14 protein-coding genes are annotated in these 21,256 nt (G+C 44.5%); 5 read left to right on the forward strand and 9 right to left on the reverse strand.

Annotated features, from left to right (window positions below; all coding sequences use genetic code 11):
• Positions 1-330 precede the first annotated feature (330 nt).
• The 6 genes from HMPREF9065_RS04790 to HMPREF9065_RS04765 form a co-directional block, all read right to left on the reverse strand.
• Positions 331-1,377 (reverse strand): extracellular solute-binding protein, encoded by a 1,047-nt coding sequence (locus tag HMPREF9065_RS04790; RefSeq protein WP_033002529.1) that lies wholly within the window; start codon positions 1,375-1,377, stop codon positions 331-333.
• A gap of 203 nt (positions 1,378-1,580) precedes the next feature.
• A complete protein-coding gene (ppx, locus tag HMPREF9065_RS04785) occupies positions 1,581-3,137 on the reverse strand; it encodes an exopolyphosphatase (RefSeq protein WP_021616086.1) in 1,557 nt (518 codons plus the stop codon).
• Positions 3,138-3,159: 22 nt separating this feature from the next.
• The gene (locus tag HMPREF9065_RS04780; protein ID WP_021616087.1) at positions 3,160-7,041 is read right to left on the reverse strand and encodes an autotransporter assembly complex protein TamB; all 3,882 of its coding nucleotides are present in this window, start codon (positions 7,039-7,041) and stop codon (positions 3,160-3,162) included.
• A 20-nt stretch (positions 7,042-7,061) separates the two neighbouring features.
• Complete coding sequence (locus HMPREF9065_RS04775; RefSeq protein ID WP_021616088.1) at positions 7,062-8,819, reverse strand: autotransporter assembly complex protein TamA; 1,758 nt, start codon at positions 8,817-8,819, stop codon at positions 7,062-7,064.
• Positions 8,820-8,978: 159 nt separating this feature from the next.
• A complete protein-coding gene (gene narL / locus HMPREF9065_RS04770) occupies positions 8,979-9,608 on the reverse strand; it encodes a two-component system response regulator NarL (protein ID WP_021616089.1) in 630 nt (209 codons plus the stop codon).
• A gap of 9 nt (positions 9,609-9,617) precedes the next feature.
• A complete protein-coding gene (locus HMPREF9065_RS04765) occupies positions 9,618-12,119 on the reverse strand; it encodes a class I adenylate cyclase (RefSeq protein ID WP_021616090.1) in 2,502 nt (833 codons plus the stop codon).
• A 152-nt stretch (positions 12,120-12,271) separates the two neighbouring features.
• Between HMPREF9065_RS04765 and hemC the strand changes: the two genes are divergently transcribed.
• The 4 genes from hemC to HMPREF9065_RS04745 are packed head-to-tail and all read left to right on the forward strand — an operon-like array spanning position 12,272 to position 16,632.
• Complete coding sequence (hemC, locus tag HMPREF9065_RS04760; protein WP_021616091.1) at positions 12,272-13,198, forward strand: hydroxymethylbilane synthase; 927 nt, start codon at positions 12,272-12,274, stop codon at positions 13,196-13,198.
• A 14-nt stretch (positions 13,199-13,212) separates the two neighbouring features.
• Positions 13,213-13,959, forward strand: coding sequence for a uroporphyrinogen-III synthase (locus tag HMPREF9065_RS04755; protein WP_021616092.1), 747 nt, complete (start codon positions 13,213-13,215; stop codon positions 13,957-13,959).
• A 30-nt stretch (positions 13,960-13,989) separates the two neighbouring features.
• Positions 13,990-15,372, forward strand: a complete 1,383-nt coding sequence (locus tag HMPREF9065_RS04750) for a uroporphyrinogen-III C-methyltransferase (RefSeq protein WP_021616093.1) — start codon at positions 13,990-13,992, stop codon at positions 15,370-15,372.
• A gap of 3 nt (positions 15,373-15,375) precedes the next feature.
• The gene (locus HMPREF9065_RS04745; RefSeq protein WP_033002530.1) at positions 15,376-16,632 is read left to right on the forward strand and encodes a heme biosynthesis protein HemY; all 1,257 of its coding nucleotides are present in this window, start codon (positions 15,376-15,378) and stop codon (positions 16,630-16,632) included.
• 259 nt (positions 16,633-16,891) lie between these two features.
• Here HMPREF9065_RS04745 and coaD read toward each other — a convergent pair whose 3' ends face one another.
• On the reverse strand, positions 16,892-17,368 hold the full coding sequence (coaD, locus tag HMPREF9065_RS04740; protein ID WP_021616096.1) for a pantetheine-phosphate adenylyltransferase: 477 nt from the start codon (positions 17,366-17,368) through the stop codon (positions 16,892-16,894).
• A 9-nt stretch (positions 17,369-17,377) separates the two neighbouring features.
• On the reverse strand, positions 17,378-18,652 hold the full coding sequence (gene waaA, locus HMPREF9065_RS04735) for a lipid IV(A) 3-deoxy-D-manno-octulosonic acid transferase (protein WP_033002531.1): 1,275 nt from the start codon (positions 18,650-18,652) through the stop codon (positions 17,378-17,380).
• Between the two features lie 97 nt (positions 18,653-18,749).
• On the opposite strand from waaA, the gene HMPREF9065_RS04730 reads away from it, so the two are divergent.
• Positions 18,750-19,508 carry a glycosyltransferase family 2 protein gene (locus HMPREF9065_RS04730; RefSeq protein ID WP_021616098.1) on the forward strand — a complete coding sequence of 253 codons (759 nt, stop codon included), beginning with the start codon at positions 18,750-18,752 and terminating at the stop codon, positions 19,506-19,508.
• 80 nt (positions 19,509-19,588) lie between these two features.
• Here the strand turns inward: HMPREF9065_RS04730 and groL are convergent, their stop codons facing one another.
• Positions 19,589-21,232 carry a chaperonin GroEL gene (groL, locus tag HMPREF9065_RS04725; RefSeq protein ID WP_021616099.1) on the reverse strand — a complete coding sequence of 548 codons (1,644 nt, stop codon included), beginning with the start codon at positions 21,230-21,232 and terminating at the stop codon, positions 19,589-19,591.
• Positions 21,233-21,256 lie beyond the last annotated feature (24 nt).

The following is a 21,256-nucleotide window of genomic DNA, read 5'->3' on the forward strand; positions in this document are numbered from 1 at the left end:
AACTTGTTGCACGAAATCGTGAATACCCGAAAGGATTAAATAACGTTCTTTGCGTAGTTTGGTCGTGTATCAAGATGCACGCTACACATGAAATCATAAATTACGCATTGAGGTTAATCATTCGTGCAACAAGTTGCACGCTACGCATGAAATCATGAATTACACGTCGAGGTCATCATTCGTGCATCAAGATGCACGCTACGTACGAAATCATGAATTGCGCATTGAGGTTAATTATTCATGCAACAGATAGCCAGACTTTGGCTGGCTATAAGAAAAAAGTGCGGTCAAAATTTACCGTGAATTTTGACCGCACTTGGTGGGAAAGGATTAATGGGTTTTTAATTTGCTCCAATATTTTTCATAAATATCGACAGCTTCGCCCACATCGCTTTGGATAATGCCTTTTTCCACTTCCTCAGCCGGTGGGAATAAGGTTGGGTTTTCTGCCATAGCCGGTGTCAACAAAGCTTTCACGCCATTATTTGGCATGGAATAGCCCAATCGTTCTAACACCACTTTGGCGTTTTCCGGACGTAATAAGAAGTCAATGAATTTATAGGCATTTTCGACATTTTTTGCACCTTTTGGAATAGCGTAATTATCCATCCAGAAAATCGCTCCCTCTTTCGGATAAACAAAGGCAATTTTGTCGTTCTCTTTATGTGCCAAATAAGCAGAACCGTTCCAAATCATGCCTAATGCCACTTCGCCTTGCACATAAGGCACTTCCGGTGAGTCGGAGTTAAACACCGCCACGTTCGGCAGAAGTTTCACCAAACGTTCATAAGCCGCTTTAATCTCTTCTTCGTTAGTCGTATTCGGGGATTTGCCGTCTAACAACAACGCAATATGAAACACTTCGCGTGCATCACTGGTCAACAACACTTTGCCCTTGTATTCCGGGTTCCACAAATCTGCCCAACTGGTGATTTTGCTCGGGTCAATATCTTCAGAATTCACCGCCAACCCGGTCAAGCCGTAAACATAAGGCAAGGAATACTCGTTGTTCGGGTCAAAGTCTTTATGCAATAAATTGTCGGGAATTTGTTTGAAATTGCTTAACTTACTGTGATCGAGCTTTTGCAGCATGCCGTCTTTTGCCATTTTGTTCACATAATAGCTTGACGGAAACACCAAGTCATAACCGGCGTTATCGGAAATCAGCTTGAGTTTGGCATACATTTCTTCGTTGCTTTCAAAGGTGGAATAAATCACTTCAATACCGGTTTCTTTGGTAAATTCAGCAACGAGACTGGAAGGGACGTAATCGGTCCAGTTATAAACGTACAGTTTTTCTTGCGCAAAGGCGGTGGTGGAAAGGAGAGTCAGCGTCAAGCCGAGGGATTTAAGCGTTTTTGCAAACAAATTTTTCAATTTATTGTCCTCCAAAGCTAACAATAGCGAGTGGTTAATTTTCAGAAAAGAATTGAGTAAAAACTCGGCGGGCAGTATAGCAGATTTTTAGGTTTTGTCCTGCTCTTTCAGGGGGAAGACGTTAAGCAGAAAAATGCCTTCATACAAAACAGACCGATATGCACGCTTCCGCATTCGGTCTGTTTTCGGGATCGGTAATCAAATTAGTGTGAATTGAAGATTGTCAAACCAAACCCTAACCCTTGCAAAAAGCGATGTTCAAGCAGCAGCTCGTTTTTGATTAATGGGTTATGTTGCAAGTAATCCGCTGAAAATTGCAACGTCCAATGATGCAAAGTGCGGTCGATTTTTAAGGTGATTTCTTCCGTCTTTTCTGTGGCTTGGCGGGAACGATTTAGGATAATAGCTAAACGTAAAATCCGAATGAGCGCCAACACATCTTTTTCATGATAGCGGGAAAATTTGAACATTTCCGGTAATTTAAAATTCCCCATGTGATAACGCACCAGCGTGGAAAGAAGACGATGTTGTTCGTTGTCATAACCCGGTAATTCGGTGTTATATAAAATATACGCAGAGTGTTTTTGCAGGTTCTTGTGGTTGATCACAATGCCCACCTCATGCAAGCGTGCCGCCCAAAACAGAACATCTTGCATGTCGTCAATCAGTTCCGGATTTTGCCAACATGCATATTGCCCAAATAACAATGCCGCGGTTTGATACACCCGCTCCGCCTGCGCTTGGTCGATATTAAATTGTTCCGCCAAGCCTAACGCGGTGCGCTCACGAATGTTATTGACCTGAAAATTCTTTTCTAGGCTATACATCACGCCTTCACGCAGTGCACCGTCAGAATAACGCATTTTTTCAATTTGGAAATTCTCAAATATCGCTTTTAAAATCGCCAAGCCGGGAACAAACACATCGGCGCGATCAGGGTTTAAGCCATGAAATTTCAGTTGTTCAAAGTGAGAAAACGGCAAGGTTTGCTGAATAAGGTGATCCAACCGTTCTGCGGTGATAATACCGTCCGGATCGATATTTTCACTGATTACTTGATGCACGGTTTTAATCGTCCCCGATGAACCAAGCACCGACTGCCAGCCCAAGTTGCGATATTCCCATGCTAAATCTTCGATTTTATTCACCGCACTTTGTTTGGCTAAACGGAAATTTTCTTCGGAAATTTCGCCATTCGGGAAGAATTTCTTGGCAAAACTGACACAGCCCATGTGACGGCTTTCATAAATTAAAGGGGTGAAATTATCGCCGATAATCATCTCAGTGGAGCCGCCACCAATATCAATGACAAATTTTCGCCCCATTTCCGGTTGAGTGTGGCAAACACCGGCATAAATGGTTTTAGCTTCGGTTTTGCCGCTGATGATGTTAATCGGATAAGGAAAAACCGTGGCGGCTTGACGTAAAAATTCCTCGTTATTGATGGCGCGACGTAGCGTATAAGTGCCAACCACGCTGACATTCTCCGCCGGAAAGCTTTGCAAACGTTCGGCAAACAATGCCAAGCAATTTACCCCGCGTTCAATCGCCGCTTGGCTTAACACTTGATTTTCATCCAAGCCTTCCGCTAATTGCACTTTTTGTTTCAATCGCGATAACACTTGCAATGTGCCGTTAACGATGCGGGCAACGATCATATGAAAGCTGTTGGAACCGAGATCGATAGCGGCAATTTCGCGCACCTCGCCCCGTCTTGTATGCAATTCACCGGCTTTGCTCAGTAAGTTTTCGTTATTCATAATTCGGAAGATTTTCTATTGGCTAAAATTCAAACTGGTAGAGGAAGTCAAAAGCCTGATTGACGCCTGACACGGATTGTACATAAAGTTGCGGTAACAAGCGATAGCGCAATGTGACTTCGGCTAAGCCGTCAAATAGTCCAACGCCGTATTTCACTTGTAAACGTGGCGTAATGCTGCCGCTTACCACCACTTTTGAGCTGTCGCCTACGCCTTGCGTACCGAGGTTCAAATCGTTGATCCCAAATGCTTTTCCGATACCGCCGACCACCTTGCCTGTTTTTGCTAATCCCATGCCTAACAAAGCGGCACCGACAGAACCGCTGGATGTCGAATCACTGCTGTTTTCCAATGAACGACCGGTTAAAATATAAGAAAGTGCTTGATCTTGCGGCATACCCGGTTCAGCAAAAATCGTCACGCTTGGCGCGCTAGCGATACCGGTGACTTTCACCCCGGCGGTGACACTGCTGTCTTCCATCGCTTCCGGATTGCGAATGGCTTCAATGTTTAAAGACGGTTGCGACGGCTGTCCCACGAAACTGATTAATCCTTTACGAATCAATAAGTCTTGACCAAAAGAGGCATAGCGCCCGTTTTTCAAATTCACTTCGCCATACAATCCTAAATTGCCGCGTTCTTGCTTCACGGAGAGTAAACCGTGCAAATTCGTATTCAATCCGTAAGCATTTAAACGGACATCATCACCGATTTTAATTTTAAGATCTGATCGGATTTCCATCCCACCTCGTGTTTCCGATGGGATCGTTTTCGGCAAGGCTTTTGCGGCTTTTCCATCTAAAATAACCTCATCGGCACTCACTTCTACGGCACTGTCCGGCAAGGACTCAATCGCAATCCTCGCCCATGGAATATCCACATTACCGGACAAGGTCAATAATTTCGGTGAGGCGCTGATTTCCACATCCGGGCTGATTTTTAAGCTCGCCATGGACGGAATATTCACTTTAAATTGATCCGCTTGCGCGCGCAAACGAGTGCGCCAATCGTTGATATTTTTCCAGTGGGCATCGCCGCTAAGGTTGAGTCGGCTGTCGGCTGTTTGTAGATGACCTTTGAGCGTGGATTGCGTTCCGGTAAAGTGTAATGCCAGTTCACCTTCTTTAATATCAAACGGCAAAGAACGCATTTTGGCGGTGAGTTTATCTAAATTCACGCTTCCATTTAAGGTTGGCGCATTCAGATTACCGCCTAATGTCAGATTCGCCTTGAGTTCGCCATCAACCTTTTCATCGCTGGCTAACAATTGATTGGCAAGACTTAAAGTTAAGTTGTGAATATGAAAAGTTCCACCAAGTTTACGTGCGTTAGCAATATCCTGTAAGGTTAAATCGGTGCTGATTTTGCCTTGGTTGTGAATGTTCACTTCCGATTTAAGCGCCAAATTATTATTGGCTAAATTTCCGTTAAGGCTAATTTGCGGAAAATCCAATTTGAGTGTGCGATTCTCCAACTTTTGCGTCAGGGAAAGATGATTGCCTTTCACTTGCAGTTCCGCCAACATCGGCTTATCGCTAAACCAAGCCACGCGCCCCTTGCCGGAAAGATGACCGGTGAGCATCTCTTGTGCCAAGATTTTATTCACTAACGCGAGGTCAAAACGTTTAATCTCAAACGGAACATCGCCATTCGCCCCTACCTTGAACGTCTGTGGAAAGCAAAGATCCGTGTTGCTGTGCATCCAGCAATGGGCGGAAATTGTCGTTTCCGCAGTTTTATTATCAAAGGTTATCGCCACGTTTTGGTTGGTTTGGACATTACCAAATTCCGATTTAATCATGGCTTGGCTTAACGTGCCTTGCCAACGCTGTAAAGTGCGGTCGAAATTGCCGGTTAAATTCAGATTTGCCGCCACCGGCTTGCCATCAGAAGTCAGGTGTAGCACGTGTTTTTGCTCATCGCCCGAGGCAGCAAGTTTCAGCTGGTTAATACTAATATCGTTATAATGAAAACCGTTGAGGTGAATATCCAGTTCGCCTTTTACGCGTTCTTCGCCGTTAATTTGACCTTTTATCACCGCTTGATTCAAATGCATTTGCTGAAAAGCCACGTGGTTAGCTGTGAGATCCACATCCACCTGTGGGCGCATCACATCGCCATTTAATTTTATGTGACCGGCAACGCCTGCAGATAAATCCGCCCATAACCCATGTAAATTCGGCGCATGAATGTTTAAGGTGAAATCCGATTGTTTCCCCATCGAACCTTGCGCATGGATCTTATTTTCCCCATAAGTCAACACCAACTGCGGAATCGTTACCCCCTGTTGGTCTCCGGCTGTTAAACCACCTTGCAATGTGAGAGGATGTTGTGCCAAGGTGCCTTGAATATCCACTTGTGGTACCGCCACTTGCCAACCTTTTTGATTAACCTGACCTTGTGAGCTTAACTCGCCCGATAACACCGCAGGAAACGCAGATAAATAACGACCAAGATTCATTTTGGCTAACTGCAAATGGCTATCCCATTCCACCCCATCACGCCAATTCACATCGCCTTTCAGTTCGGCTGACCCCTCTAAGGCGTTAAGTTTTAAGTGGTGTATTTCAATGTTGGATAAATGGCCGACCGCCTGTAAATCAAGACTATTGGCAGGAATGCCCATGCCGCTGACAGCGCCGTTTAACTGAATTTGAGAGGTCAATACATCGCCGTTAATTGTTAAATTAACGTCTTTTATGCTTAACGGATCATTGCCGTCAAAAGGATATTGACCTCGGGCTACGGCTAATTTGACGTTTAACGGTGTTTTCGGCGTGGTCAACTGGGCTTCAGCCTTGAGCTCGGCATCGATTGCACCTTGTGTTTGTAATAAAAGTGCGGTCTGTTTTTTTAGCGTTCCTGACAGCGTTAAATTCGCTTTTGTTGCCGGCAGCAGCACCGTCTCTTTCTGTTTTAAGGCGTTTAAATCGGCGTTGATATTCAGTTGGAGCGGAAAATCGGCTTGCAGCTGGATTTGCCCTTTGGCTTGCACTTCGCCAAGTGAACTTGTCACCGACAATGTCTGTAATTGCACGTTATCCCCGGTGGCATCCGCCAACAAATCGGCAGAACTGACTTTAACCTCGAATTCGCTTTCGCCTTTTGTGTTAATGGCTTGGTATTGCCAGTTTGTGCCGTGAATGCCTTGAATATGCATATCAAAAGGCAGTTCGATTTGTTGCCCTAAATCAGCGAGAAGCGGTTGGCTAAGCGTTTGTTCTAATGCCGCCCAATCAATCGGGTTATTGGGCGTGGCTTGCGGCTGAGGCTCATCTTCCGAGGCATCACTCATTTCATGGATAAAGACAAAATCCTGAATTGTTGTGGGCGCTAACGTTAAACCGCTTTCATTATTGAGAGACGCCGCCGTTTGAAAAGTGCCCAACGTCATTTTCTGCTGATCAATGATGAGGCTCAGATCATGAATGGCGACCTGATGAACGTCTATCCCGATAGGCAGTTGAATCCGCTTCATGGGTGCGCTGTCGGTGTCCGGTTTATCTTCCGAAGGTGGCAATAACGCGGTGTCAATTTGAATGGAAGGCTTTTGCAAGCGAATGTCATCAATGCAAATATCTGCCCGCCATAAACAACTTAATTGCAGTTGCAGACGGGCTTCCGCCACTTGTGTATCGACTCCGGCTGTTTGGAAGCGAAGGTTTTTTAGCACCAGCCCTTCGCTCAAATTCCCTTCGACCTGTTCAATCGAAAGTTCATCAAGCAAGGCATCTGTCCATTGGATGAGTTTATGCTGTCCGCCTTGTGTCGCGAGTAGCCCTAGCAGCGTAAAAACAGGCAAAAAAATGACCGCACTTGATACGCATCCAATACGACACCAAAGGGATTTTTTCTGTTTTTGGGGTTTAGGCGCTTCAGGCGCTTGTTCCGTGTGTTCTGTCATTGCTGTATCCGTTTGGCTGTCTATATTTCGGCGCCAAGCCCGATATAAAATTGAATATTTTTGCTGTTGTCTTTGTCATGTACCGGTGTGGCAATATCGAATTTAATCGCGCCCACAGGCGATGCCCATCGTACGCCAACGCCGGTGCCATAGCGTAATTCGTCCGGATCAAACGTATTGGCTGCCAATCCGCTATCCACAAAGGTCGCCAACCACCAATTCGGATAAACCTGATATTGATATTCCAGCGTACCGGTCAGCAAGCGTGAACCGCCGATAAGTTTGCCGTTGCGATCTTTCGGTGAGATTTTTTTGTATCCGTAACCACGTACACTACGATCGCCACCGGCAAAAAAACGTAAGGCAGGAGGAAGGCGGTGAATATTGGCAGTATTCAATATGCCCACGTCCAAACGAGTGAGAAAACGGTGATTTTGCGCATAGGTGCGAATCCACGCGGTAGAGCCTTGAATTTTCCAGAAATTCACATCCGATAGCCACAGTTTACGTCCGAAATCTGTCGTAATGCGTTGCGAATCACCCCAATCAGGAAAAGCCCCACCGCGTAAACGGGTACGGCTTAAGGAAGCTGTTGGATAGAGTAATAGCGTGCTGTCGGAAATATCCGCTTGCGTAAAGGAATCATGGCGCATCCGCAAACCGAGCGAATATTGCCAGCCAGTCGGGTGATTCCAATAACGCAAGGCGGCAACCGTCGTGGCGGTGGTTTGGGTATCGTTTTTATTTTCACGCTCAAAACCTGCCGAATATTCATAGTAATAATTCAGCGGATTTTTTAACAACGGCTGTTTGTAGGTTAATTCAAGGGTTTGTTTCGGAGAAGAAAGATACAGATTGCTGCGAATACTGTGCCCGCGATCATTAATCCAAGGTTTGGTCCAACTCCATTGTAAACGAGGGCCAACATCGGTGGAATAGCCTATCCCGACGCTCATAATATTTTTCTTACGCGGATACAGTAACACATCTAAATCCACCGATTTGCTTTCTTCATTAAGATGCGGCTGTAATAACACGGAGCTAAACCAATTACTCGAAGAATAGTTATTGTTTAGCGTAGAAAGATCGCTTAATAAATAAGGTTCACCGGGTTTAATATTAAGCATATTGCGCAAAAATTCTTCACGAATTTGGGCGTGCAGAAAGTTAATTTTTCCATAGCGGTAACGTTTTTGGCTATTAAAGGCGAGTTTCCACCATGCCTCATGAGTGGATTTCATCACTTCCAAGCGAGAAAGCTCAAATGCCGCATCAAAATAACCACGGGTGAGCGCCAGTTGCTGTAGTTGACTTTTATAGTCCTCATACACCTCATGATTCAGCACGGTGCCGACTTTCGGTAGTTGGGTCTTTAGCTTGAGAAAGAACGGATCCTGTTCGGCATCACCGCGAATCATGACCTCGGTTCCGGCAAGTTTCACCGGTTCTCCCGGTGACACATGCGCAATAAGCAAAGGCGCTTTGCCTTCGCGGGGTTTCAGATCAAACCGAATCGTCGAATCATAATAACCTAAGGCGCGCAATCCCTTATCAATCGCAGCGCTGACCACATCCTGATAGCGTGCAATATCCGTCGTATCATATTTCTCAACGGCATTGAGGTGAAGTCGAATATTTTCATCCAAGGCATGATTTTTAACGCCTTCAATGCGTAATTCCACCGGATTTTCCGCCCAGGCAACAGTAGATCCAAATAAACCGAAAGAAAGAAGCGCACACAGGCGCCACGTTGTAATATTGCTACTCAGTTGCTTCATACTTACCCCAAAATTAAAGGCTTGTAGTGTAACCGTTTAGACCATAGCCCTGCAATGTAAAGTGCGGTGGATTTTTAAAAAATTTCCGGAATCCGGCAACGATGAAAAAACAGAAAAAAATAGCCGGAAGAAACCGGCTATTGCAGAAAGGAAAAAACGTTATCCGTTTTGGTGTTTAAAATATAACACCGTGGCGGCAACGCGTGAATGTACGTTCAGTTTACGCAACAAATTGCGGATATGTACTTTAACGGTTTCTTCCGAAATAAATAATTGTCCGGCAATTTGTTTGTTGGAAAGTCCGGTGGCAATTAAACGCAACACATCCATTTCACGATCCGTTAAAGAATAAATCGGCTCTTGAGAAGATTGGCGTTCAATCAGTAAATCTTTAATGGAATCGCTTAAAATCACTTCCCCTTGCGCAATGCGTTTAAGTTGGGAAAGCAGGGTATCCGGCTCGGTGTCTTTGAGTAAATAGCCATCCGCACCGGCATCAATTAAGGTGAAAATATCACTTCTCGCATCAGATACAGTTAAGATCACAATACGGGCATCCACGCCTTCCGATCTTAACGCTTTTAACGTATCCAAACCGGACAACCCTTTCATATTCAGATCTAAAATGATGAGATCCGGTGACGTTTGTAATGCCAAGCTAATGCCTTCGCTGCCGTTCCCTGCACCACCGACGACCTCAAACCCCTCTTCCAATTCAACAAGTTGTTTGATGCCTCGACGCATTAACGGATGATCGTCAATAATTAATACTTTTAATTTATCAGTCATGTGACCCCCTTAAGATAAGGCTAGGCGACTATGAAACGGCACGATAGTCATCCCGTCCTTTGTCGTTAATAGCTGGTAAAATTGCGGATAATTGAAATCACGTTGCACGATTTTATACGGATTGTTATTTTCATCCAACCCTGACGCTTGATAAATTCGGTTAATTTCGTGAATTTTTTTCTCTTTTGTGCCATCACAGTTACGATAAATCTCAATGCGATTGAGCTCATCTAAAATGTACACATTGAAACTCCCGTTCGGGTTATCTTCAAAAAAGAATTGCAAGAACCCTTCACTGGCAAAGGCGTCAATTTCACGCGGGTATTTATGATGTTTCACCACGGCAGGATAAGTCGGATTGACTTTGTAGCTAAGTGCGGTGTCAATTTGGCTTGTTTTAGTGAGTTTAGCATTGTGGATTTCTTGTAAACTAATGCCGCGTTCTTCAAAGAAAAACTGCCAGTTTTTCCCTGCCACGCGCAATAAATTATTTTTCGGTGGTTGAGATGCACCGATTTGAATGCTAATGCATTTATTAATCAAGGTCGTCACAATGCGACGTAAAGCGCGGCGATAATAACGACTATAACAAAACACTTGCACCAATTTTGGCAACGGCGCACCACGATAAATTTTGTTGGAAAGCACTTTTAACGCCAACAAAATGGCATTCGGCCCTTCAAAATGCAATGTCCGCACTTCGTTCCAAACGTTGCGATAAGTGAGATCAATGCTGCCGACTAAACTTTCTTCGTTCGCACCGAAACTAAATAAGTCGCTTGATTGGATGCTGGATTTAATGTCGGTTAAATGTGCGGTCGGATCTTGGGTTAAATTAATAATGACCGCAAGACTGCGAATTTCGCAAGGATGACTCAGGTCGGAATTGCTGGCAGAGGTGTTGTCGATAGGAAATGTCAATCGCAAATCCGTCACAAACTGGCGCAACGTGTTAAGCTCGACATTTTTACTGGCAACAAAGAGCTCGGTATTTGCCGTAAGCAAACGATTGAAATACGCCCACGCCACTAATTTATTCAGGCTTTGGCTATATTCTGTATAACGTGGACGACAAAAACCGTGAATGTCCGGCGTTTGGTTAATCATATACCAACCGTCCTTAAACTGACGGTTATTACGCACTTCAATAAACGTTAGATAGCGTTCCGATAAATCCACAGCAAACTGTGGATTCAGCAAGGTCACTTTGCCCGGCAATTCTTCAAATGCCGTGTAAAGTTTACGGGTTAATATGCTCATATCTTGCGGCATAATGCTGACATTGACCTGATGTTTGCGGGCAAAATTCACTAAGTTACGATAACTCAACATTAAAAACTTAATCAGGTCATTATGCATTTTTTCGGCTTGCTTAATTTTCCATTGTTGGCGCTGGTTTAATAATTCCACTTGCCCACAATGCCAGCCCCATTGTTGCGTCAGCTTAAGTAATGCATCCAATCGCCAGTTACTTTTATTTACCTCTGCTTCGTTCTCATGCACTTTGATATAAAAGCAACAACGTACAAAACCCAGCCGTTTATATTCTTTTCGTTCGGTCAAATAAGCCGTTACCCGTTGCAGCATCGCCAAATAAGGATCAAATTGATGAGCAACGTTCAATTCACCGGTTAATAAGGCGTGTTTAAATTCACGAGAAATCAAATACGTGTTTGGATAACGCCAAGAATAGGTTTCTAACAACAAAATTTTGAGCAGGGATTTATAAGGGTAATCAATCCCTTTATACAGCTGCCATAAGGTCGCACCAAAATACTCATTGGCGGACAAGGTGCCTAACCCCCCGAAATCCACCCAATCATTTAAATCCAATTGCTGCGTTTGCGTTAAACGTTCGATTTCTGCCTCATAATCCGCTTCATTTTCAATCAGCAAATGCAGCCACAATAACGGCTTCCCGGCAAGGCGTATGGCTGAACGGTAAAATTCATCCAGCAACAACATATATTGTGCCGAACCGCAATTCTCGGCAGTCATTGGCTCGACATAACGAAAACACCGAAACCGTCTTTGATCCATTAAATAGAAATTCATTTCTACGTGAACACGCTTTGCCCATTGTTGAATGCGCTCGACTTTTTGCTGTAAAAGTTCACGTGCTGATGGACTCAAATCTTCTCGATGACACAGCCAAATATCTAAATCAGATTGTGGCGTTTGGGCAATAGAGGCGATGCTGCCCATCACATAGACGCCAAGAATGGCTTCCGATTCAAAAGTGCGGTGTTTTTTGAGGAAGTTTTTCACGCTTTCATCTGTCAGCGTATGTGCAAGATATTCCTGTTGGAATGGCGTTGGGGAAAAATGGGCAATGCCGGTGGGCGCATCAGAAACATAGCCCGGCAAATCAGGATGATTAAAATGGAGTAATAATGGGATCAGTTTGAAAATATGTTGAAAGGATTCAGGCGTGTCGGATAAAGCCCGCTGGATACGCAACCTATCTAAATCGTCCACACGTTGTTTAGCTTTATCGAGATCAAACTTCAAGTAATATCCTGTTTTTTACGACGGTCATGCTTCGCTAGTGGCTACTCTATCATCAGTATTGACGGAAAGCAAAAAAATTAAATGAACACTGACTTTTGAAGTTAACAGTGATAGGATAATCCTTCATTAGACCTGATCAATATGTTGTTATTATGTTTGAAAAAACCTTAAAAATTGCGACTCGCCAAAGCCCGTTGGCGTTATGGCAGGCAAATTATGTGAAAGACCGTCTGCAACAGTTATATCCCGATTTAACCATTGAATTAGTGCCGATGGTAACTAAAGGCGATGTGATTTTAGATTCACCACTGGCGAAAATCGGTGGCAAAGGCTTGTTTGTCAAAGAGTTAGAAAATGCCTTGTTGAATAAAGAGGCGGATATTGCCGTGCACTCCATGAAAGATGTGCCGATGCAATTTCCCGAAGGCTTGGGATTAGCCGTGATTTGCCAACGCGAAGATCCGCGTGATGCCTTTGTGTCTCATTCTTACCGCACTTTTGCAGAGTTGCCGCAAGGTGCAGTGGTCGGGACATCAAGTTTACGTCGCCAATGCCAATTAAAAGCCCTGCGTCCTGATTTAGATATTCGCTCCTTGCGTGGCAATGTAGGAACACGTTTAAGCAAATTAGATAACGGCGATTATGATGCCATTATTTTAGCTTCTGCCGGTCTCATTCGTTTAGGCTTAGCAGATCGTATCGCATCTTTTATTGACGTTGAACAATCCTTACCGGCGGCCGGACAAGGTGCTGTCGGCATTGAATGTCGTACCGATGATATGCAAGTGCAGGCCTTATTAGCACCGTTAGCGGATGCGGAAACCACGTATTGTGTACGGGCAGAGCGCGCCATGAATAATCATTTACAAGGCGGTTGCCAAGTGCCAATTGGCGGTTATGCGGTATTGCAACAAGGGCAGTTGTATTTAAGAGCCTTAGTGGGCGATATTGACGGCAGTCGCATTATTCGCGCGGAAGGTAAAAGTCCGGTGGAAAATGCCGAGGCTTTAGGCGTACAAATTGCCGAACAGCTTTTAGCGCAAGGCGCTGACAAAATTTTGCAAGCAATTTATTCATAAATCGTGGGGGCACAATGGCTGTTTTGGTAACTCGCCCTGATGAACGTGGGCAACAACTCGTGGAGATGCTGGCAAAAGCCGGAATCGTCGCCATTCATTTGCCTTTATTTACCATTGAAGCCGGTGCAGAACTCAATGAGTTACCGAATAAATTTGCCAAATTAAAAGCGGATGATTATGTCTTTATCGTCTCCAAAAGTGCGGTAGATTTTGCCGACAAAGCCTTAAAAGACACCGGTTTTGCATGGCGTGATGATTTACACTATTTCACCGTAGGGCAAGGTACCGCACAGTATTTTGCCGCTACAACCGCCACGGCAGTGCATTATCCGACAACCCAAGAAAACAGCGAAGGCGTATTACAACTTCCTGCAATGCAAAATTTACAAGGTAAAACCGTTTTGATTTTGCGCGGTAATGGCGGACGCGAACTCCTCTCAGAACAAGTGCAACAACGCGGTGCTAACGTTGAGATCGTTGAATGTTACCGAAGAGAACCGCTTGTTTATAATAATGTGGAGCAAACCAGTTTGTGTAAGCGTGCCGGTATTCAAACCATTGTGGCGACTAGCGGGGAAATTCTGACGCAACTGCTGGATTTTGTCCCACGAAATGAACATAATTGGCTAAAAAGTTGTCAACTCATTACCGTCAGTGAGCGAATTTCCCATTTGGCGCAGGCATTGGGCTGGCAGAATGTGATTGTTTCACCTCGTGCAGATAATCAAACATTATTACAAACCTTATTACAATGTCGTTAACGCAACACGTCTCTTTTATAGGTAATCAATATGGCTAACAAGAAATCGAATCATCTGGAAAATCATGCAGAAATTGAACACGAAATTGATGTGAATAAGGATCTTGATTTAGCAAAACAAGACACCACAGAAAATGAACACGTTGACCCCAAGGTAGAGGATAAACAAGCAACCATGCAACATAAAGAGAACGAAAATAGACAGTCTTCCGCGTCCACTCCACACGAAACCGTTATTGTGAAAAAAAACGGTTCTGCGTTGAGCGTATTAGCGATTTTGATTGCCCTTGGCTTGGGCGGTAGCGGTTATTATTTCGGGCAGCAACAGGTTGACGAAATGCAACAAAAACTGACCGCACTTCAAACGCAACTTCAGCAAAAAAATACGGCTGAACCCGTCAATCTCCCAAGCTTTGAAGCAGAAAAAAGTCAGTTGGCGAAGTTAGCCGAGTTTTCTCAAGTGGCGAGCGACCAAATCAGTGCCTTAAATCAAGAATTAGCCGCCAAAGAACAACAGTTATCGGCGTTGCAACAACAAGTTCAGCGTTTGACCAATCAAAGCAAATCGGAACAACCAAACGATTGGTTGCTGACCGAAGCAGATTTTTTATTAAACAATGCCTTGCGTAAATTGGTGTTGGATAACGATGTGGACACCAGCGTATCGCTATTAAAAGTGGCTGGCGAGACCTTGTCCAAAGTGGCAATGCCACAAGTCGCCACTGTTCGTAGCGCAATTAATGCTGATTTGAAGAAGCTGTTATCCCTCAACAACGTGGATCAAAACGCTATCATGCAGGAATTGTCCCAGTTGGCAAATGACGTAGATGAGTTGAACGTATTGAATGTGAATTTTGATGAAGATCCAAACACGGACAAACTTACCGATTCTTTGGAAGATTGGAAATCCAACGCTGAAAAAAGTGCGGTCAGTTTTTTAAATCATTTTATTCGCATCACGCCAAAAAAAGCGGATAACAAAGCCTTATTAGCACCAAATCAAGACATTTATTTACGTGAAAACATTCGTTTACGCTTACAAATTGCGATTTTAGCCGTGCCACGTCAACAGGATGATTTATATAAACAATCTTTGGAAACGGTGGCTTCTTGGGTTCGTACCTATTTTGATACCAGCACGGAAGTAGCGCAAAACTTCCTGAAAAAACTGGATGAATTGACAGAACAATCCATTTACGTGGATGTGCCAACCCAGCTTAGCAGCTTAAATGCCTTGGATAAATTACTGAATAAACAACCGCAAGAAGTGCAAAAAATCACGCTTTCCGCTGACAAAGATTTCGATCCGGAAAATGCCAAAGCGACAGAAAACCATGCCACAAGCCCTGCAGAGCAAGGAAATGGCGCGGATACAAGCACTGCTCCGAATCAACCTGAACAACAGGAGAAATAGACCATGATAAGATCACTATTTTTAATGTTGCTATTATTAGCCGGATTGCTTGCCGGCCCGTATTTATCCGGCAAGCAAGGTTATGTCCGTATTGAAACTGCCGACAACATTGTCGAAATGTCTCTTACCACATTGGTGATTTTCTTTGTGATTTCACTGGCGGTGGTCTATAGCATTGAAGCGGCAATCAGCCGTTTTTGCCGTTTAAGTAATAACACTTACAGTTGGTTTTCCCGCCGTAAACGCGTAAAAGCGCAAAAACAAACCTTGGAAGGGTTAATGCGTATGGATGAGGGCGATTATTCTAAAGCGGAAAAACTCATCGGCAAAAACGCTAAACATTCCGATGAGCCGGTATTAAACTTTATTAAAGCGGCCGAAGCGGCACAACAGCGTGGTGATGAGTTCAGCGCCAACCGTTATTTAATTCAAGCGACAGAACTTGCCGGTACCGACAGCCTGATTCTAGAAATTGCCCGCACCCGCATTTTATTGCAACAAAACAAATTGCCTGCCGCGCGCAGTTCCGTAGATAGCCTATTGGTCATGGCAGGTCGCAATAAAGAAGTCTTGAAATTAGCCGTAGATATTTATTTAAAATCAAATGCTTACCAAGCTTTGGATAATATTCTTGAACAGGTAGAAAAATCCGCTCTCTATAGCCACGCTGAGCTCGAACAACTCCAACATCAAGTGGAAGACGGCTTGTTAGATGAAAAAATTAACGAAGAAGGCGTAGATGGTTTGCTGGCATGGTGGAATGAACAATCGCGCCAACGTCGCCAAGATGCCTATGTGAAATTAGGTGTGATTCGACGTTTGATTGATGGCAATGATCATGAATCTGCCTATGAATTAACGTTGGAATTGGCGAAAAAATTAGAGACCGACAGTCCGCTAATGCAACCGTTATTTAAACAAATTAGCCGCTTACAACCAGAAGATAACAGCAAGTTAGTAAAAATTGTTACCAAGTGGCTAAAAACCGCCAGCCCGTCAATACAATGCTGCGCCCAACGCGCATTGGGGTATTTATATGTGCGCAACAACGATTTTACTCATGCCAGTGAAGTGTTTAAAGGACTGATTGCTCATAAAGATCAATTAGATCCTAATGACATTCACATGGCCTCTTACGTCTTCGAACAAGTGGGAGATAAAGAGACGGCACAGAAATTACGCGAAGAAGGGTTGAAATCCGCCATGTCGGTAGCCACCTTATCCTCGGAAGAAACATCGGAAAAATCCACCGCACTTTAAGCGTAGCCCAATCACATAGCCCTCATTAATGCGCCAGAACACCAAACCGGAGCTGGCGCATTTCAATATGCAAAACCGACATCACATACAACTTGTTGGACAAACAGACAAATCATTCCCTTAAAAAGTGCGGTGGTTTTGGGACGTGTTTTGGCGTATGCGTTCAAATTTGCCGGGGTTTTATTTCGTGCATCAAGATGCACGCTACGGTCTTAAGGTAGCGTGCAACTTGTTGCACGAATAAGATAAAATTAAAAAGTTATTTCCGTTTCTCTTGCAACGCCTTTAACACCACCGGTGGGACGAGTTGGCTCATGTCGCCGTTGTGTAAATAAATTTCGCGAATCATGGTGGAAGAAACGTAAGACCACTGTTCCACCGGAGGGAAAAATAGGCTTTCCACACCATGGGTAAGAAGTCGGTTAAGATGGGCTAACTGCACTTCATATTCAAAATCCGTCGTACTCCGTACCCCACGAATAATGGCTTTGACGTCATACTCCGCGATGGTATGCGCAAGTAAATTATTAAACCCAATGACCTTAACATTCGACAAATGCGCCGCCGATTGACGTACCAACTCGACACGTTCGTCTAACGTAAACAAAGGCTTTTTACTTGGGCTTTCCGCCACCGCCACCAAAACGTTTGAAAAAATCACCGCACTTCGCTCAATAATATTCAAATGCCCGTTCGTAAGCGGGTCAAATGTGCCGGGATAGATTACCGTTGTCATTGCTTCATCCTAGTTCAAATAAGGTTTTAATAAATTCATCACGCGTTGTAACGCGCCGCGATTTTCATTTAACACAGCATAACCTGCCTGACCATAACGTTCGCCAAGCTCAGGCGACCGCAAAAAGGTTGCCACCGCTTTAGCTACGGCTTGCGGCGTATCTTCCGTGATTAACACACCTTCCCGTTCAATTAATTTTGTGAAAATCTCAGGAAAGTTAAAGGTATGTTTTCCGCTGATCACCGGCAATTTAAATACCAGCGGTTCTAAGGGATTATGCCCACCGTGCGCCACCAAGCTGCCACCAACCAACGCTACCTTTGCCATACCGTATAGCAACATGAGTTCTCCCATGGTATCACCGAGCAAGACCTGCGTTTCTTCTGTCGGTATTTCGTGACTGCTACGGCGCATGAAACCAAAGCCCTCTTGTTCAATCAGTTGAGCCACCGAATTAAACTGCTCTGGGTGGCGCGGCACCAAAATCAGCAATAAATCAGGATATTGGCACAATAAAGTGCGGTGACTTTTTAAGATGATTTCATCTTCGCCTTCGTGTGTGCTGGCGGCAATCCAGATAGGGCGCTGTGTATTCCATTGTACCTTTAATGTTGTAATCTGATGAAAGAGTTCATCGCTCACATTCAAGTCATATTTGATATTGCCGGTTACGACCAATCGTTCGGGTGCAATGCCTAATTGCGCATAACGTTGCCCACTCACGTCATCTTGCGGGGCAATTAACGTGATGTTATTCAACAGCGGTTTTAACGGTTCTTTAAACCAACCGTAACGCGTGGCAGAACGTGCGGATAAGCGAGCGTTCACAATGATAAAGGGAATACTGCGCCGTGCGAATTGGTGAATTAGGTTAAACCAAAGTTCCGTTTCGATAACAATGCCGACGCGCGGTTGTACAAATTCAATAAAACGGGACACAGCACCCGGCAAATCATAGGGCAAATACACATGGGTCACTCTGTCGCCAAAAACCGCTTTTACCCGTTCGGAACCGGTAGGCGTCATTGTGGTCACTGTGATCGCCAGTTGCGGATAATCTTGCTGAATCCGCTTAATTAAAGGAACGGCGGCAATCACCTCACCAACAGACGCGGCGTGAAGTAAGACACCGTTCGGCGAAGGAGATTGCGTGTTACCATAGAAGCCATAACGCTCGGCGAGACGTTTACGATAGTGGGGCGCACGAAAACTGCGCAAGACCATAAAAAGGCACAGTAGAGGCTGAGCAAGATACATCAAACAGGTATAGAAAAAACGTAACATAGCAAATGTGTCGGCTTATGCTAGAATTGCAAAATTAATCAAGACAAACAGGTGTTTAGTATAAGCGTTTGTCACTCATTCACAAAGGATAAAAACGATGCCGACTCTTAGTGTTGCAATGATTGTTAAAAATGAAGCCCACCACCTTGCACAATGTTTGGACACAGTAAAAGCGTGGGTGGATGAAATAGTGATTTTAGATTCCGGCAGCACCGATACGACCCAACAGATTGCTGAACAATACGGCGCAAAATTCTACCAAAATACCGATTGGCCGGGATTCGGTAAACAGCGACAATTAGCACAAGAGTATGTCACCTCCGACTATGTTTTATGGCTCGATGCAGACGAACGGGTAACCCCAGAGCTACGTCAATCTATTCAAACTGCCATTGAGAAAGATGCGCCGAATACCGCCTATAAAATCCCACGATTAAGTGAAATTTTTGGTCATAAAATTCGTCATTCCGGCTGGTATCCGGATTATGTTATTCGGTTATATCGTAAAGATTTTGCCCGTTATGGCGATCAACTGGTGCATGAAAAAGTAGAACTGCCAACAAACGCCAATATTCAAAAGCTACAAGGGGATTTGTTGCATTATACTTACCAAAATATCCATCATTACCTAGTTAAATCTGCCGGCTATGCCAAAGCGTGGGCTGACCAACGAGAAAAAGCCGGTAAAAAAGCGACGTTATGGCAAGGCATCAGCCATGCTGTAGGCTGTTTTGTCAAAATGTATTTTATTCGTTTGGGATTCTTAGATGGTAAAGCCGGCTTATTACTGGCGATTCTTTCAGCACATTCCACTTTTGTGAAATACGCTGATTTATGGGTAAGAACACAAAAATAATCCGACTCATAAAAAACGCACCTTAGCAAGGTTACTTACTAAGGTGCGAATCATTTGGAGGTAAGACGGAATCCGAGGAATTACATCATTCCGCCCATACCTCCCATGCCACCCATGCCGGCAGCACCGAGGTCAGCTTTGTCGTCTTTCGGTAATTCGGTCACCATACATTCAGTAGTGATCATTAAACCGGCGACAGAAGCTGCAAATTGTAATGCAGAACGAGTTACTTTAGTCGGATCTAAAATACCCATCGCGAGCATATCGCCGTATTGCTCAGTACCTGCGTTATAACCAAAGTTTCCTTCGCCGTTTTTCACCGCACTTGCAACCACAGAGGCTTCTTCACCGGCGTTTGTGACGATTTGACGTAATGGCGCTTCCATAGCGCGAAGGGCAAGTTTAATCCCCACGTTTTGTTCTTCGTTGTCGCCACGTAAATCAGCCACTTTGCTGGCTGCGCGAATTAACGCCACACCACCGCCGGCAACCACGCCTTCTTCCACTGCTGCACGAGTTGCGTGTAGTGCATCTTCCACGCGGGCTTTTTTCTCTTTCATTTCTACTTCGGTTGCGGCACCAACTTTAATCACCGCAACGCCACCGGCGAGTTTCGCCACGCGTTCTTGCAATTTTTCTTTGTCGTAGTCGGAAGTGGATTCTTCGATTTGTTGACGAATTTGTGCCACACGACCTTGGATTTGTGCTTCATCGCCGATACCGTCGATAATTGTGGTGTTGTCTTTGTTAATGACAACGCGTTTCGCTTGACCAAGATCTTCAAGCGTGGCTTTTTCTAACTCCATACCGATTTCTTCAGAAATCACCGTACCGGCAGTTAAAATCGCAATGTCTTGTAACATCGCTTTACGACGGTCACCAAAGCCCGGAGCTTTCACTGCTGCTACTTTCACGATGCCGCGCATGGTGTTTACTACCAATGTTGCCAATGCTTCGCCTTCTACGTCTTCAGCAATGATTAATAACGGTTTACCTGCTTTCGCGACGCCTTCTAATACCGGTAATAATTCACGAATATTCGAGATTTTTTTATCGACTAATAAAATGAATGGGTTATCTAATTCTACGGTCGCGGTTTCCGGTTTGTTGATGAAATACGGAGAAAGGTAACCGCGATCAAATTGCATCCCTTCAACCACATCCAATTCGTCTTCTAAGCCGGTGCCGTCTTCTACGGTAATCACGCCTTCTTTACCCACTTTTTCCATGGCTTGTGCGATTAATTGACCCACAATGCTGTCGGAGTTTGCGGAAATGGTGCCCACCTGTTCGATTTCTTTAGAGGTTTCGCAAGGTTTAGAAAGGGATTTAAGCTCGGCAACGACGGCAGTAACCGCTTTGTCGATACCGCGTTTTAAATCCATTGGGTTCATGCCTGCCGCTACGGCTTTTAAGCCTTCGTTCACGATGGCTTGCGCTAGAACAGTTGCCGTGGTGGTACCGTCACCGGCGGCATCATTGGCTTTAGAAGCCACTTCTTTCACCATTTGTGCACCCATGTTTTCAAATTTATCTTCTAATTCGATTTCACGTGCTACAGACACACCGTCTTTGGTGATGGTTGGTGCGCCGAACGATTTGTCTAATACTACGTTACGGCCTTTTGGACCCAGGGTGACTTTTACTGCATCGGCTAAGATGTTCACACCTTTTAACATTTTCACGCGTGCGTCGTTACCAAATTTTACGTCTTTTGCTGCCATGTTTAATTTCCTTTTATTTTGTTG

Origin of the sequence: Aggregatibacter sp. oral taxon 458 str. W10330 (assembly GCF_000466335.1) — a bacterium.
Taxonomy (GTDB): domain Bacteria; phylum Pseudomonadota; class Gammaproteobacteria; order Enterobacterales; family Pasteurellaceae; genus Aggregatibacter.